The following is a 14,441-nucleotide window of genomic DNA, read 5'->3' as shown; positions in this document are numbered from 1 at the left end:
TTCTACTAAGCTTACAGCATGTAAGATACTCAGCATCCCCTGTTCGAAGCAAATGAATAATGTAGATTACCAAGCCTATCAGCAGCAAAAATCCGAACCATTTACAGCTCGTAACCCGAACTTGGATCTTGACGATACTGCAGCGTCGACAAGATATCCTTTACGATCAGCTCGCCAGCTGCTCCTTGGTGGAATCCGGCCATTTTCCCTTGGATCCGGTCGGACAACACCGGTGCCTCAAGAAATAGCTGAAGCTGTTCCGCAAGCTGACGGACGTTGGATGAAATCTGGGCAATGCCGTTATTCTTAAAGTACAAGGCGTTTTCCCTCTCCTGGCCTCCAAAGGGGCTCAAAATAAAGATCGGCAGCTTTAGGATGACGGCCTCAGTTAAAGTGATGCCACCGGCTTTCGTCACGATGCAGGAGGACGTAGCCATCAGATCGTGAATGTTCTCTATATAGCCAAGGAACTTCACCTGTGGATGTTCGGCATACAGCGAAGTCAATTTGTCGAAGGTATGCTGCTTACGCCCACATACGACCGTGATTTCGCAAGATTGCTGGCCAAGCAGCAGATATATGAGCTCGGTGAGCTGCTGGAACGACGTAAATGCGCCTGCCATAATCAAGATCTGTTTGCCTTCGGATCCTCCATAAGTAACCTTTCGAATCGGAGATTTTACTCCTATATTATAAAATTGGGGACGGACAGGAATGCCAGTGACGCTGACTTTCCCCGCCATGCAGACATAATTTTTCATCATCAAGTCTTTGATATCGTTTGTGGCTACGTAATATTTATGCGTATCCGGATGTATCCAACGTGAATGAAGAGCGTAATCGGTAATGACGGTAAACGTGCGAGCGTTGTGGTCGCATTCGCGGTGCGACACGACGCCGAATGGAAAGGTGTTGATGATCGCATCTGGCCGGAAACGGCCGATCGTCTCCAGCATCTCTCGTCTGACGAATCCGTTCAGGTATCGGTTCACCGGGCCGGATGGATTGGAATCCCTGGTCATGTAATAGCTCCAGCCATAATAATCGAAGCCCAGATGAGACGAGAACAGGCTCATTTGGTACATCTTCGAAAAAAAGGAATTTAACACAGGATGCGCTACCTTCATGAGATCAATGATTTGCACCTGGTTGACCTGCAGCATATGAAAATAATGCAATAATGCCGAGGAAACCTGCTGATGGCCGTCTCCAAATCCGGCTGTCAAAATCAATATTCTTGGGTGACGGGTAGGCATGCTTGTTCCCTCCTATGGATACAACAATTTAGCACGGCAGTTTATTTTTAAAGCCAGATCCGGCCAGGATCTTTGCCCAAGACTCGACCTTAATTTTGCTGACATGAAATATCCTTGCCGGGAACGACCAAAATATGCCCCAAAATAAACCACTGCTCTTCCTCGGAAAGGCCGGAACGTTGAATCAGTTGACGAATTTTTGTTTCCAAATCATGCATGGACTCCAAAAACAGATCCAAATCCTGTAGCTGGTCATACATGCTTCTCACTCCCCATTGATAATAAGATGCGATAGGTCGTACAGATCTTCCAGTGTCCGAAGAACATTTAAATGGGAGATTTTTTGACTCAATGAGGCTTGACAGACATGATCCCCCACGATAATGGTCGGAATATGATTCCGGCTGCTGTAATCATCTTCGTCCCAGGTTACTTCCCTGACTGAATTTGTTCTTCCTTGGTCACGTTCCGGGGCAATATCTTCGATTCGTATTTTTCATACCACCCGAGACCTGCTTTAAACGAACGGGAAATGAACGAGAAGCGCTCCGCAAGGCGGTGCACCCCTGCTGCAACTATGATACCGATCAGCGCCCCACCCAATACGTCGAACGGATAATGTACACCTGTCCATACCCTGGAGAAAGCAATAGCAGCAGACAAGAGCAGCCAGACTATTCCTTCTTTTCGGCGATATATAACGAAAGAAGCGGCAATGGCAAAAGCTCCGATGGAGTGATCGCTTGGAAACGACGCGTTGACCGGATGCGGTATCAACTGCAGCACCGTATGGGCTACAAAAGGTCGATCCCGGTAAAATAGATGGCCGATCACCCAGCTGATCCCAAGCCCGATGACAACGGAAACGACGGACTCCGCTACCATTTTTCGGTTGTTTTCCTTACGGCTAAACCAATAGACCAATAGACCGACAAAAAATAAATAGAATGCACGCTCCGCGAAAAAACGCATAACAGAATTCAGGGAGGATGCGGATCTTCCCCACTCATTAATGAAATGAAACAGCTCATAATCGATTTGACAGATACTCATTTCTCATACTCCTTCTGCTTTTTCTGATCTGTTAACGATAACGATCGGTGGAAATAAGCTTAACGCAGAATAATGAAAATTTAATGAGAATCAGTCTTTCGATTGCACCGTCATTATAATGATACCGCCGGGAAAGACAAGATTACGCGGGTTCCTTCGTCTTCGACGCTGGTGAGAGCAATTTCGCCCTGATAGTGCTGAATGAGATTTTTGGCGATCGCGAGACCCAGACCCGTTCCTCCAATTTCTCTGCTGCGGGCCCGGTCTACACGGTAAAATCGGTCGAAAACATGCTGGATCTCAGCCGTCGGGATGCCGATTCCATGATCCTGAATGGATATGCGCACCCGGTTTTTTTCTTCATAGCTGCGAATGTCGATTTCTTTATGATCCCCTGAATATTTGACCGCATTTTCAATGACGATAAACAGCATTTGTTCCAGGTGAAGCGGATTGATCTTCACCATTTTGCCAGTCCCCTCCCCTTTCATACGGAAAGTGAATTCCGGATACAGATCTTCCATCCGACGGAGAGTTTTGGTCAGAAACGGTTCAATCCGGATCTGTTCAATATGATTGGTCAAGGTCGAGGACTCAGCCCGCGACAGCGCCAGGAGCCCTTGAACGAGCCCTTTCAGTCTTCGGACTTCCTGAAGCGACGCCCCCAGCGACTCCTCCAGGATAGCCTGATCCCTTTTCCCCCACCTGTCCAGCAAATTCAAGTGGCCTTCCAGAATGGTGATGGGCGTGCGCAGTTCATGCGAAGCATCGTCAACGAACTGCTTTTGCTGGCGGAAGGACACTTCCAGTTGGTCCATCAGTTCATTGAACAGGCTCGCCAGCTGCGATAGCTCATCCCCGTTTTCGATATTTGCGACGCGTTCCTGAAGCCCGTTTTGCTTCACATTTTGAATGGTGATGGCAAGAGCCTTAACCGGCCGTAAAAACTGCTTGGCGATCGCCCAGCCGCTGGCGGCGCTAATACATACGGCCAAAAAGCCCCCGATCACCATGACCCACAGCAGCGTAGCGTTAAAATGGTCGAAGGTCTCGAGATTCGTTGCAATTTCAATCGTTCCAGCTTCGTTCTTGATCATAAGAGGAGCCCGGTAAACGAGAATATGGTCCTCCTCATGCCACACATCCTGCAAGGAGTTAATCGTGCTCGGAAGCGGTGTGATCCACAGCGGATTAAAATGGTCCGTAGCCAGCAGCAGCTCCGTCCCATTTTTATCAATTAGGCGAATCATTTGATTTTTTCCTAGAACATTTCGCATATAAGAACTTGTTTCCGGTGAATGCAGCAATTCCCCGTTAGCCGGTTGATCCTCTAAATAACCCTGGACCTGTGACATCATGACATGAAGCGCGTCCTGCTCCTGGTTCAGCATCCAGTGCTTCAAGACCAGGTACTGGGCAAAGTTGTACGAGGCGAACAGCAGAAAAATGAGTAGCGTTGCGCCGATCGTCAGCTTCCATATAACAGGCAGCCGTTTGAGCCAATCGGTCATCCGTTTCATGGCCGCAACACGTATCCCATTCCGCGCACGGTCTGGATGACGCTTTCTTCTCCGGGAACATCCAGCTTATTCCGCAAATATCGGATGTACACATCGACCACATTCCTTTCCACCAACGAATCGTAGCCCCATACCAAGTCGAGCAGCATATCTCTCGTTTGGACAAGGTTTGGATGCTTCATAAACATGGCCAACAGGTCGAATTCACGCTTGGTCAGTTTGACAGGGTTACCGCCACGGGTAACAACTCTGGCATCCAGGTCCACAATGATGTCCCTGAATGTCAGTATTACCCGATCCTCCTGATCCCGCAGCTCGATCCTGCGGAATATCGCGCGCATGCGGGCCAGAAGCTCCTCGATGTCAAATGGCTTGGCGATATAATCATCCGCACCGCTGTCGAGGCCGTGCACCCGGTCCTCCAGTCCGTCTCTGGCCGTGAGCATGATCACAGGAGTGCTTTTCACATTCCGGAGCCTGCGGCATACCTCTACCCCGTCCAAATGTGGCAGCATAATATCCAGCAGGATCAGATCCCATTCCTCCTTCAAGGCAAGTTGAAGTCCGCTGGTTCCATCATGGGCAGCCCGTACAAAGAATTGCTCATGCTCAAGTTCCAGCTGGATAAAACGCACAAGGCTTTTTTCGTCTTCTATAATAAGTATCCGTTTCATTGATATCTCCTCCAGGTTACAGCTGCGATGACAAGTATATTCAAATATCATGAGAAATCGATGAGAAGATAGGTGCTGACGCTGATAATCCCTACTAGTTTGGTCATCCCCTGAAATTGTAAACAAATGATAATCCTTTATTACATTTTCTGTATAAGAAAAACGTCTATTGACGTACATTCTAAGAAGCCAGACCGCATTTAACGGTAGTATTTCTTGCGATTTAAGGAAGCCCCACCCTCCGAAGCTAATACTTTCTTATATCTTCTAAAAGGCAGAGTCTCGCTTGAGACCCTGCCTTGTAAACTCTTCTAGTGTTCCCCTTGTTGATCCTCTCCATCTGCACTTTCGGAATTTCTCCACTGATGTTTGGAGGAATGCTTCTGTATATTTGTCGGCTTGTCGATTTGGTCCGATACCGAAGGCGCAGCTACGGAAGTGTCGGCAGAATTCTGTCCATTGGAATCTTGGCTGCTTGGATCCTTTCCGTTATTGCTCTGCTCAGCATCTTGATTTTTTGGTGTCTGCCCGCTGGAAGCCTGTCCATTGTCGGAAATGACGCGACGAGCGGTTACAAAGGTGCGATCCCAGGTACTGCCGGAAAAATTGGACACCGTCACGCCAATACCGACTCTATAAGTATGCAGGACCTGACCGTTCCCCATATAAATGCCGACATGATTGATGACGCCGTCGTGATTCGTATCGGAGAAGACCAAGTCCCCCGGCTGCAATTGATCCTTGGAAACCGGCGTACCTACCTGCGATTGCTGTCTTGATGAGCGGGGCAGATCGATGCCGTTTTGCTTGAAGACATACTGCGTGAATGAGGAACAATCGAATTCGTCCGTTCGTCCGGAAGGTGCTCCAAACTGGTAGCGAACGCCAAAAAATTGTTTCCCTGTCGAGATGACCCGATCCGCCACGGAGCTGCCGGATACGGAAGCCGCGTGAACCGGATGGGTCGGCAGCATCATACTTCCGGAAAAAGCAATGGAGAGACACAAGCCGATCCCGGTTAAAGTTTTGCCGATTCGGCTCTTTCTGATGAAGTTCGTGTTGTTATCCATAAAGCCCTCCCTACAATTCGTTTTGGATGGAGTGAAATCCATGCATGATTAGCACTTCACCCTTCCCCACTAGTTATAGGTGACAGAAATTAAAAAATGATGAGAAATGCCAATACTCCATGGATGCAATTTTATCCAACGCTTACTGCGCAGCTTCGGTTGAGATGGGTCATTTTCACAGAAAATTCTAATTTTTAGCTGTTACACTCATGGATATAAACCGAATCAACATGGGCAGTATGAGCAGCTGAGGCCGGTGGTTTCTATGACGATAAAGGAGGAAGGAAATGGAACAGTATACGCATAATCAGAAGGGGCTGATTCAGCCGTCCATGAGCCCGGGAATGCGGATGTTAAACAAAGTACCGCAAGTCACCATCTTTTTTTGGATCATTAAAATCATGGCCTGACCATAACGACGCTCTTGATGACGGTGCTTTTGATCGGGGCTCTGATTCTACAGTTCAAGGCGGATAAGTATGTGCCGTTGGATCTATTGGCTGTCGGTCGTATTCATCAGCGTGGTCGGTACTTTAATCATCGATAATCTGACTTACAACCTCGGAATTTCGCTGAAAACGAGCTCCACTTTGGATGGGGTATCCTTATTTAGAGAGAATGAAATATAATAAAGTTGTGGGAGACCACTTTAAAGAAAGGAAATTATATATGCAAGAAAACCAAAATAAAATGATAATTTTACTTAACAAAGTGCCACAAGTGACGATTTTCTTTTGGATCATCAAAATTTTATGTACAACTGTTGGTGAAACATTTGCTGACTTCATCAATTTCAACATTGGACTTGGTTTAACACTTACTACCATTATTATGGGAGTTGCGTTTTTTATTGCATTGTTTTTTCAACTTAAAGCAAACAAATATGTTCCAGCCATTTACTGGGTAACAGTTGTTCTTATAAGTGTATTTGGAACACTGGTAACGGATAATTTGACAGATAATATGAGCGTACCACTTGAGGTTAGTACAGCTGTTTTCTCGGTGCTACTAGGACTGACTTTTCTATTTTGGTATCTTAGTGAAAAAACACTATCGATCCACTCGATTTTTACTAAAAAAAGAGAAGTTTTCTACTGGCTTACGATCCTTTTCACCTTTGCACTTGGAACTGCAGTCGGCGATTTATATTCAGAACAACTTGGTTTTGGTTATCTTAACACAGGAATAGGCGTTGTTATTATTATTGCTCTTGTGTTCTTAGCTTATAAATTTTTGAAACTTGACGGGGTATTAGCTTTCTGGATTGCATATATTTTAACTCGTCCTCTTGGAGCGTCACTTGGAGATTACCTATCTCAACCAAAAGTAAATGGCGGATTAGGACTAGGGACAACCGTTACGAGTGTCATTTTTCTTATCGCTATTTTAGCGATCATCGTTTTCCTTGCCGTTTCAAAAATTGATACAAATGCTAAAAGTGATATAGCCGATACAAACCAAAGTAATGCAAATAAGAAACATGTGCTAACACAAACTATTGTTGTACTCGTAATTTTTTTACTTGTTGGTATAGGCGGTTATAACTGGCGCAGTAATTATATTGCATCACAAGGTGCTGCTGATCAAGCTACATTAGGAGGTCAATTAAACGATTTTGCAAAAATTGAAAATGATATATTAAACGCTGTAAACAAAAATGACTTAGCTTCAGCGAAAAAAGGGGCAGATGAATTAGAACATCAATGGGACACACAGGAACCTAAGCTTCGAAAAATCGATGGCGCTACATGGACGAAAATTGATGGAACAATTGATGTTGTATTGGCAGCAGTTCGTTCATCGAACCCTGATGTAAACAAGTGTAAAACAGCACTTAACAATTCACTTAGTACCATAAAAACAGCAAATAAATAATAATCTTAGGAATCGCCAACCGCGATTCCTTTTTAAATGGAACTTTTATTAAACTAAACTCCGTTAAGTATATTCCTTCACAACATCGATAAATTAACATATATTTATTCAATTAAATACCCTTTAACGGAATAAATTAATTGGGGATTTTGATCAAACTTTTCACAACGCTGTGGTCGTCTTCGGTTGGAAAAACGTATGTATTTCTCAAATGGATCCGGACCGGGTAGCCTCCATATTCTTGCAGCTGGATTCCTGTTCGGCAGTATAAGGTCCTGGCTGGCATGGATATATTAACCTTTTTCTTAAATAACTTTAGTTCTCCATTCCCATCACGTTTTTCATAAGCATATTTTATGGTAATAAACTCTGCTCTTTTAGATCTTTCAGAAAGCCCGACTTCTACATATTTCACAAAATAAATGGAATCTTCAATTTCAGTCAATTCATACGGTCCATCATTGATGTAATAATGATACCAAAAATGATGGCCATCAAGAATGTTTGGCTTTCTTCCTTCTTCACCAATAAATACGTGTTCAAATGCAGAGGTAGTTGTTGTATCATGAGTGAACTGTTCAAACCACATTAACCAACAACATAATCTAGCAGTTTATTTATTTCTTCCTGCTCACCATGTTCGTTGGTTTCGTCTTGATGCCTACGCCAATTATAGTTATCATGTAAAGCCTTAAACAAATCATATGAAGTCATTTTTTCTTTTGGTATTACAACCTCACTAAGGACTCTTACAGCCTTTTCTCGACTATGATTCGATGTTGTAATTGAGGGATGGCCATCCACAATCACATACCCTCTTTTTTCGTTTTTTTCATTATCACTTAATCCTTTAATAAGCGGAGTAACGACGTTTTGTTTCATTATTTGCCATTACAACAACATCTCCTTAGTTTATTATGGTTCTGGTGTGGTAATCTCTATAACACCAAATGTATGTTCCACGTCCACCTTGATCATTGATTATCATTATTGTGTCACACTTTTTTTTAATTAGAGTTCTTCATTGGTAGGCTTCCTTAAGCACCCTCCTCAGTTCGTCACTGATATTGTTCTGAGCTTCGATGAGTGGCCAGTAGTTATCAGAATTAACAACGAAGGAATCGAGGTCAACACTTTTTGCGATGTTATCCCAATCGGCTGACAGGCCCGGTGCCGAAGATTCATCTGGATTCGGCGCGTACTCGTTGTCCAGTTCAAGGACGAAAGGTTGCGGGTGTTCAACACCGAGGGAGATCAAACGTGCATTATCATTTTTCACTGATGAAAGGAAGGCGGGCAGATCTGCCATAGCGTCTCGAAGGATCTCGCTGGCGTCTCGCACTGTCAGATCTGCGAGTTGCGAGTCGGGGTCGAATAGCTGAAAAGCTTTCTTTTTTCCACCTACTAACAGCGGCTCCGGCGCCTGCTCTGGTACCACATTGAGGGTTTCCATGAAGTCGCGATCCCCATAACGGGCTACTCCATGCACTACTACAAGCTTCACGTCAGCCTCGGTCGCGTCGATCAGGCGATCGTATGGATCGCCACCAGTCCCGTCTATTACCAAGATGTCGGCCATTGCGCCGGCCTTCAGGACTCCGAGGTGTTGCTGCCAACCTGTAACGGCAGCGGCGTCAGCTGTCACCGCCCGCACTAGGCCTCGTGAGTTGAATCCCGCGCCCTGACTCTCTACGACGTGTCGTGCAACTTTCAATTCTTGTAAGAGGTTCTTGCTGCCGGTGGGCGACCAGTCGGAGCCGATGCTAAAGCGTACTCCTGATTCTTTCAATGTAGCTAAATCTAATGTCTGACCGTAAAGAAGCAAATTACTGAAAGGCGACCAAACTACTTTCGCGCCTTGATCTGCAAGCGTGTTGAAGTCTTCAGGCTTCAATGCTAGGGCATGAATACCGACTAGAGATTTTCTTATGAGGTCGTTCTCAATCAGTTGAGTGAAGTAACGCCGGGTGGATGTATCCACGCCCTCGCAAAGATGGTAGAAGAAAGCCGTGTGGGTTTCGAGGTCTCGACGGAAATTTTTTATAGCTTCAGAATTGTTCTGTAGGTTCTGGACGAGAGTGCCAGCTTCAGGCAAGCGGTCGTCGTTCGTTTCTTCAACATTACGCATCGCTCCATGAAAAAGGCGAATGCCACCCTGTACCCTAGTCCTTATCCCTTGGCCGGTCGTCGTTCCACCGATAAGTGCTTTCGCCTCAACGTAGCGGACTATCGCCCGGGCGGTGCGAGAATAACCCGCGAGTACCCGTATCGGAAGCGAAATGTTTGAAACGTACTCTCTTTTCCTCGGCCACTGTGTGCGATTCTGATACCGTTCAGGCACCCCCCATAGCGGAAGCACGTTATAAACGAAATGATTGTGTAGATCAAGCAAGCCTGGGTAAATCGTCCCGTCAGTTAAAATCTCAGGCACCGAATTATATTCAGGCGGTAGCGATTGACCCGCTTCCAAGATGCAGGCGATCTTGCCGCGACTTACGACCACGCGTCCATTCTCGATCACTTCATTTAAGTCATTCATAGTGACGACGCTCCCACGAAGGACAAATGTGGGTCCAGTGTCCACATCGATAACTTCGCTTGCTTTACACCCCTCATTGTTCATATCCATCGGTCGGTGTGTCTCCCCTCTTGTTTTGTCAGATGATTTAGTAGATTGTTCCAATTCATTGAACAGATCAAGCTCCGCACTAAGACCGTACAGAGCGACCCTACACCAGTTAGCAAACCAATTGTCAATCGCGGCATTGAAATGCTTTTTCTATATAGCAATACACAGTTTATTGATGCCCGTTAAAACATAAAATTAATCCAAAAACCCGCCTTGGGAATGTGTACTTTCACTTCTTATTGGAATCAAAATAAATAATGTTTTATTCTGTATTGCATAATGTCATTACATAAATCCCATGAGGCATTTATATTTGCATTTAGGAATGGCATCCATCTTTTTCAATCACATCAGTTTTTATGACATTATTATTGACAAAGTTTGTTTTATCCATTTCAAATGGGACTACAGTTCCAGTGAAAATATTTCCTAGCGTTGAAGCTGGTCTCTTGATCATAATCCATCCTTTAGCCTGTTAGTCCGCTCAAAAGGACTCACTACTCACACTTAGATATTCATCTAATCGGAGATGGGAACATCTTCTTGTCTATTTCGGCAATCGGTACAAGTTCTTTTCCTCAACAGCTAGTTTCAGTCTGAAATTTCGCTTTTTTAATACCTAGCCGCTCGTGTTTAACCTCTCATCGTGTCAGTTGTTCCATAACAATGTGGATATTTTCACGAATTAGGTACTTAATGAGGTTTTAAGAGCATGTGCTCAATGTTTAGATATTCATCTAATCGGAAATCGGACTATGTTCTTGTCCCGCGACTTGTCCTTAGCTTGGGACAAGAACTTGTACCGAGAAAATAAAAAGCCGCTAAAATAGCGACTTCAATGGAACCATGTTCTTGTCCCTCGACAGCTAATGTATACTCAACTCTTTAATGTTTAACTCAGGTCTTCTTTTTGCTTCTTATTGGTATTATTGTAACACATTATTTGATTAATTATACCTTCCACACTCTGCCACTCTTGTCAGTAACCTCCAGCCAAGCACACTGGTTAAGTTTCCACACTCCTGTGGCTTAAGGTAAGGAGTGTACATCATAGCCACATCGGACTCATATGAATTTCCTCCCTACTTTCGTGAAACTGTGCCCTTTTGTCCTTACTTAACTTAACGATGCAAATTTAAACTTGATATCTCTCTGTCGTTCAGGATTTATACAATACGAAATTGTATAAATCCTGAACGACATGACCTCGCTTTGGTTCATGACACGTTGGATAGACTCCGTCAGCATCTGGATCTGAGTGGCGTAATCCTGCACTCGGACCAAGGATTTCAATATACTTCGAAGCCATTTAACCGTAAACTGAAACAACTCGGCATGCTAGGTAGTCACTCCAGGCGTGGAAATGGTTTATATAATGCCTGTATCGAGTCGTTCTTCTCTCATTTAAAGACCGAGAAAATATACTTGAATAAGGCGGCAAACAATCAAACTGATGGTTTACAAAAATATTTTTTAGAAAATTCAGTACAGATGTACTAAGCGCGTACAGAAAAGAAAAGTGTGCGATGGGGGTACGCTCCGGTCTAATGCTGCGTTTTGTAGCCGTGCGTTTCATTCGCGCTTTTTTCTATGCTCCTAAAATATATCACGGAAAAACCCCCATATGATGCCCAACTTAAGGTTAAGGCGTGTTCACTTTATAGAAAATTAGATAATCCAAATTGCTAAGATTAATATAAGTTTTTTGAAATTTTTTGTGCCATGCACTCAATTCTAGGGATCATCAAGTGGTCATCCATCATTTTAATTTTATCAGGTTTAAACAACTGAAATTTCTTTAGATTGTAATAGTTAAATAGCACCTGATACACAGTCAAATGGTTCTCCATCAGGTACTTTACATCTAAAACGTTACTTAGAATCTCATCTTGCATAATGATAAGCCTACCATCAATCTTATTAAAAAAACCCTCTTTTATTCCTTCATCATAAAAAGCCAATTCCTGATATTCTCGTTGCTTCATGGCTTCTTTTAGTCGCTCATAGTTCTCAGGATAACTATTTTCAAGTTCCCTTAAGAAAATGTCTGTGATGAACTCTTTTAATAAGATTGTTTGTTCAAATGTTTGCTGAAATCGCTGAACAAATACTTGATCAGCATCAGAATCTTCAATAATTTCGTGGATGTATTCGACAAATGTACTCACAATAAACGAAATAATATCTTCTTTGGTAGAGAAATATTTATATAAAGTCGCCCTGCTTATATCCATAATCTTTGAGATTTCATCCATTTTCAAACCTTGAAACCCATTTTTTCTAACGTGTAATAACAATCTATTAGTAAGCTTTTGCCTCATCTGATGTTGTTTTTCAATCTGCCGTTCCATCTAACTGCCCCCTTATAAATTATATTATATCTCATAATCATCATTTTAAACAAACTATACTAAATAGACATTTTATATACTTTTTGTTTACTTTATTCAACTCCCATGATATTATGTTTTTTGTTCCTATGAATAACAGTGATGAAAATTCATATTGAACGAGCTAAGATTGGATACCTTTTTATCTAGGCTTTAAACACTTAGGTGATAGAATTATTTAAGGAGGAACAAAAATGCAAACCCGAAGTCTTGGTCAACAAGGTTTAAAAGTCTCTTCTATTGGTTTGGGTACGATGGGGATGACAATGGCATACGGTCCTTCAAATGAAGATGAAGCAATAGCAACTATTCGTCGAGCTTATGAGCTTGGAGTTAACTTTTTTGATACGGCAGAATTATATGGATATGGAAATGGTCACAATGAACAGTTGCTGGGTAAAGCTGTAAAGGATTTTCGTGACAAGGTAGTACTGGCTACCAAGTTTGGCTTTGATATGACAGCCGAGCAGATTGGAACACGTTTTAACAGCCGGCCAGAAAATATTCGTAAGGTAGCTGAGAACAGTCTTCGCTATCTGCAGACTGATTACATTGATGTGTTCTATCAGCATATCCCAGATCCCGATGTTCCTATCGAAGAAGTAGCAGGGGTCGTCGGAGACCTTATCAAAGAAGGCAAAGTTAAATATTTCGGTTTGAGCAACACCGGTTCAAACACAATTCGTAAAGCTCACGCGGTTACCCCGGTCTCTATGCTTCAGACTGAATACTCGATATTCGAACGCGAGATTGAGGACAACAATATACGAAAGACATTGAATGAACTCGGTATAGGTTTAGTGCCTTACGCTCCTTTAGGCAGAGGGTTCCTGACAGGTGCTGTTAAACCAGCCCAAGAGTACGCGGAAGACGATATGCGCCGTTACGACGAGCGCTGGCAAGGCGAAAATTATATCTACAATTTACGAGCAACGGAACAACTTAATGAACTGGCTTCTAACAAAGGTATTTCTGTAGCCGAATTGGCACTGGCTTGGCTTCTCGCCCAGGGAGAAGATATCGTTCCGATCCCGGGTACACGAAGTGCTAAGCGGGTTAAGCAAAACGTTGCTGCTGCTAACGTTAAACTTACAGAAACTGATCTTCAACGTATTAAAGAGATCCTTCCACACGGATCAGCCGGTAGCCGGTATCCAGCTGGAATGATGGAGAATTTCACAAGAGATTGATAGTTTTTATAGAAAATTAAAAAGATGAATAAAAAACAGCTAACTAAGAACATAATCATAGTTAGCTGTTTTTTTTATCAACACACTTAAAACTCAGTATCCTCCTGTTCGAAAAATCCTATAAGCTTAAGTGTGTTACAATGATTTTTCACATATGCTTCAACTGAGTATCATTTTTGCCTCATCAGGTATACTGCCTCTGAGCATCAGCGCAACTGCTTGTGGGTGAATTAACGGCAAAATAACGATTAGATATACGCCTAATCGGCAATCGGACTATGTTCTTATCCATTTCGGCAATCGGTACAAGTTCTTGTCCTTGACAAATGTCTGAGGACTTGCATAACCTTTTTTAAATGTCCTTTACAGAGGGTACATTTTATTAGTGAATAAAGCCATATCAGTACCTGCTGTTCGATCATTTATTTTTTCACTTTACGTTTGGGTTTCGTCAGGTCAAAACTATGTTTTACCATATCGTGAAAGTCATCCTCCGGAAGGTCTCCATCTAAGATAATCGTATTCCAATGCTCTTTACTCATATGATATCCCGGCTTAACTTCTTCAAATGCGTTTCGAAGGAATTCAGAACGATCAGGATCACATTTCAAGTTAACGCAAAGATGACCATCTTTTTCAAATATTAACGCAAAGATCTTCTCGTTTCCTTTGTGGCGTATGGCTGTCCAACCGTCTCCAAAAGGATGATCCTCATATGAGGCTGGATAAGACAAACAATATTCTACGATTTCTTCTAATTTCATTTTGATTCTCTCCTATTTAC

General features: G+C 43.2%; 13 protein-coding genes and 1 pseudogene. 3 read left to right on the top strand and 11 right to left on the bottom strand.

Features of this window, described 5'->3' with window-relative positions; genetic code table 11:
- Positions 1–101: 101 nt before the first annotated feature.
- From ACFVQB_RS20035 to ACFVQB_RS20010, 6 genes are all read right to left on the bottom strand, one after another.
- A complete protein-coding gene (locus ACFVQB_RS20035) occupies positions 102–1,256 on the bottom strand; it encodes an MGDG synthase family glycosyltransferase (RefSeq protein ID WP_379442699.1) in 1,155 nt (384 codons plus the stop codon).
- Positions 1,257–1,345: 89 nt separating this feature from the next.
- A complete protein-coding gene (locus tag ACFVQB_RS20030; RefSeq protein ID WP_379442697.1) occupies positions 1,346–1,516 on the bottom strand; it encodes a hypothetical protein in 171 nt (56 codons plus the stop codon).
- Positions 1,517–1,685: 169 nt separating this feature from the next.
- On the bottom strand, positions 1,686–2,309 hold the full coding sequence (locus tag ACFVQB_RS20025) for an undecaprenyl-diphosphatase (protein ID WP_379442695.1): 624 nt from the start codon (positions 2,307–2,309) through the stop codon (positions 1,686–1,688).
- Between the two features lie 113 nt (positions 2,310–2,422).
- Positions 2,423–3,829, bottom strand: a complete 1,407-nt coding sequence (locus ACFVQB_RS20020) for a HAMP domain-containing sensor histidine kinase (RefSeq protein WP_379442693.1) — start codon at positions 3,827–3,829, stop codon at positions 2,423–2,425.
- Positions 3,826–4,503: a response regulator transcription factor gene (locus tag ACFVQB_RS20015; protein WP_379442691.1), complete on the bottom strand. Its 678-nt coding sequence runs from the start codon at positions 4,501–4,503 to the stop codon at positions 3,826–3,828. Before ACFVQB_RS20015 ends, ACFVQB_RS20020 begins: the two co-directional genes overlap by 4 nt.
- Before the next feature lie 311 nt (positions 4,504–4,814).
- Positions 4,815–5,573: a C40 family peptidase gene (locus ACFVQB_RS20010; RefSeq protein WP_379442689.1), complete on the bottom strand. Its 759-nt coding sequence runs from the start codon at positions 5,571–5,573 to the stop codon at positions 4,815–4,817.
- A 287-nt stretch (positions 5,574–5,860) separates the two neighbouring features.
- On the opposite strand from ACFVQB_RS20010, the gene ACFVQB_RS20005 reads away from it, so the two are divergent.
- Together ACFVQB_RS20005 and ACFVQB_RS20000 are read left to right on the top strand one after the other, a co-directional pair.
- Positions 5,861–5,983 carry a hypothetical protein gene (locus tag ACFVQB_RS20005; RefSeq protein WP_379442687.1) on the top strand — a complete coding sequence of 41 codons (123 nt, stop codon included), beginning with the start codon at positions 5,861–5,863 and terminating at the stop codon, positions 5,981–5,983.
- 259 nt (positions 5,984–6,242) lie between these two features.
- Positions 6,243–7,004, top strand: a pseudogene (locus ACFVQB_RS20000) (COG4705 family protein); the annotation flags it as partial.
- A 580-nt stretch (positions 7,005–7,584) separates the two neighbouring features.
- Here the strand turns inward: ACFVQB_RS20000 and ACFVQB_RS19995 are convergent.
- From ACFVQB_RS19995 to ACFVQB_RS19975, 4 genes are all read right to left on the bottom strand, one after another.
- Positions 7,585–8,037, bottom strand: coding sequence for a hypothetical protein (locus ACFVQB_RS19995; RefSeq protein ID WP_379442685.1), 453 nt, complete (start codon positions 8,035–8,037; stop codon positions 7,585–7,587).
- Positions 8,037–8,330, bottom strand: a complete 294-nt coding sequence (locus tag ACFVQB_RS19990) for a hypothetical protein (RefSeq protein ID WP_379442683.1) — start codon at positions 8,328–8,330, stop codon at positions 8,037–8,039. Before ACFVQB_RS19990 ends, ACFVQB_RS19995 begins: the two co-directional genes overlap by 1 nt.
- A gap of 139 nt (positions 8,331–8,469) precedes the next feature.
- On the bottom strand, positions 8,470–10,077 hold the full coding sequence (locus ACFVQB_RS19985) for an amidohydrolase family protein (RefSeq protein ID WP_379442681.1): 1,608 nt from the start codon (positions 10,075–10,077) through the stop codon (positions 8,470–8,472).
- A 1,691-nt stretch (positions 10,078–11,768) separates the two neighbouring features.
- Complete coding sequence (locus tag ACFVQB_RS19975) at positions 11,769–12,428, bottom strand: TetR/AcrR family transcriptional regulator (protein ID WP_379442679.1); 660 nt, start codon at positions 12,426–12,428, stop codon at positions 11,769–11,771.
- A gap of 233 nt (positions 12,429–12,661) precedes the next feature.
- Here ACFVQB_RS19975 and ACFVQB_RS19970 point away from each other — a divergent pair, with 233 nt between their 5' ends.
- Positions 12,662–13,657: an aldo/keto reductase gene (locus ACFVQB_RS19970; RefSeq protein WP_379442677.1), complete on the top strand. Its 996-nt coding sequence runs from the start codon at positions 12,662–12,664 to the stop codon at positions 13,655–13,657.
- Positions 13,658–14,079: 422 nt separating this feature from the next.
- Here the strand turns inward: ACFVQB_RS19970 and ACFVQB_RS19965 are convergent, their stop codons facing one another.
- Positions 14,080–14,421, bottom strand: a complete 342-nt coding sequence (locus tag ACFVQB_RS19965; RefSeq protein WP_379442675.1) for an MmcQ/YjbR family DNA-binding protein — start codon at positions 14,419–14,421, stop codon at positions 14,080–14,082.
- Positions 14,422–14,441: the final 20 nt, after the last annotated feature.

This window comes from Paenibacillus sp. NPDC057886, assembly GCF_042796655.1.
Taxonomy (GTDB): Bacteria; Bacillota; Bacilli; order Paenibacillales; family Paenibacillaceae; genus Paenibacillus.
Note: the sequence above shows the minus strand (reverse complement) of the source record. Positions and strands in the feature narration are given on the sequence as shown.

What these genes read in the sequence shown, in the direction of transcription:
- ACFVQB_RS19975 (WP_379442679.1), bottom strand. Translation starts at nt 12,428, where the DNA reads ATGGAACGGCAGATTGAAAAACAACATCAGATGAGGCAAAAGCTTACT.
- ACFVQB_RS20015 (WP_379442691.1), bottom strand. Translation starts at nt 4,503, where the DNA reads ATGAAACGGATACTTATTATAGAAGACGAAAAAAGCCTTGTGCGTTTT.
- ACFVQB_RS19995 (WP_379442685.1), bottom strand. Translation starts at nt 8,037, where the DNA reads ATGTGGTTTGAACAGTTCACTCATGATACAACAACTACCTCTGCATTT.
- ACFVQB_RS19990 (WP_379442683.1), bottom strand. Translation starts at nt 8,330, where the DNA reads ATGAAACAAAACGTCGTTACTCCGCTTATTAAAGGATTAAGTGATAAT.
- ACFVQB_RS20035 (WP_379442699.1), bottom strand. Translation starts at nt 1,256, where the DNA reads ATGCCTACCCGTCACCCAAGAATATTGATTTTGACAGCCGGATTTGGA.
- ACFVQB_RS19985 (WP_379442681.1), bottom strand. Translation starts at nt 10,077, where the DNA reads ATGGATATGAACAATGAGGGGTGTAAAGCAAGCGAAGTTATCGATGTG.
- ACFVQB_RS20025 (WP_379442695.1), bottom strand. Translation starts at nt 2,309, where the DNA reads ATGAGTATCTGTCAAATCGATTATGAGCTGTTTCATTTCATTAATGAG.
- ACFVQB_RS19965 (WP_379442675.1), bottom strand. Translation starts at nt 14,421, where the DNA reads ATGAAATTAGAAGAAATCGTAGAATATTGTTTGTCTTATCCAGCCTCA.
- ACFVQB_RS19970 (WP_379442677.1), top strand. Translation starts at nt 12,662, where the DNA reads ATGCAAACCCGAAGTCTTGGTCAACAAGGTTTAAAAGTCTCTTCTATT.
- ACFVQB_RS20010 (WP_379442689.1), bottom strand. Translation starts at nt 5,573, where the DNA reads ATGGATAACAACACGAACTTCATCAGAAAGAGCCGAATCGGCAAAACT.
- ACFVQB_RS20005 (WP_379442687.1), top strand. Translation starts at nt 5,861, where the DNA reads ATGGAACAGTATACGCATAATCAGAAGGGGCTGATTCAGCCGTCCATG.
- ACFVQB_RS20030 (WP_379442697.1), bottom strand. Translation starts at nt 1,516, where the DNA reads ATGTATGACCAGCTACAGGATTTGGATCTGTTTTTGGAGTCCATGCAT.
- ACFVQB_RS20020 (WP_379442693.1), bottom strand. Translation starts at nt 3,829, where the DNA reads ATGAAACGGATGACCGATTGGCTCAAACGGCTGCCTGTTATATGGAAG.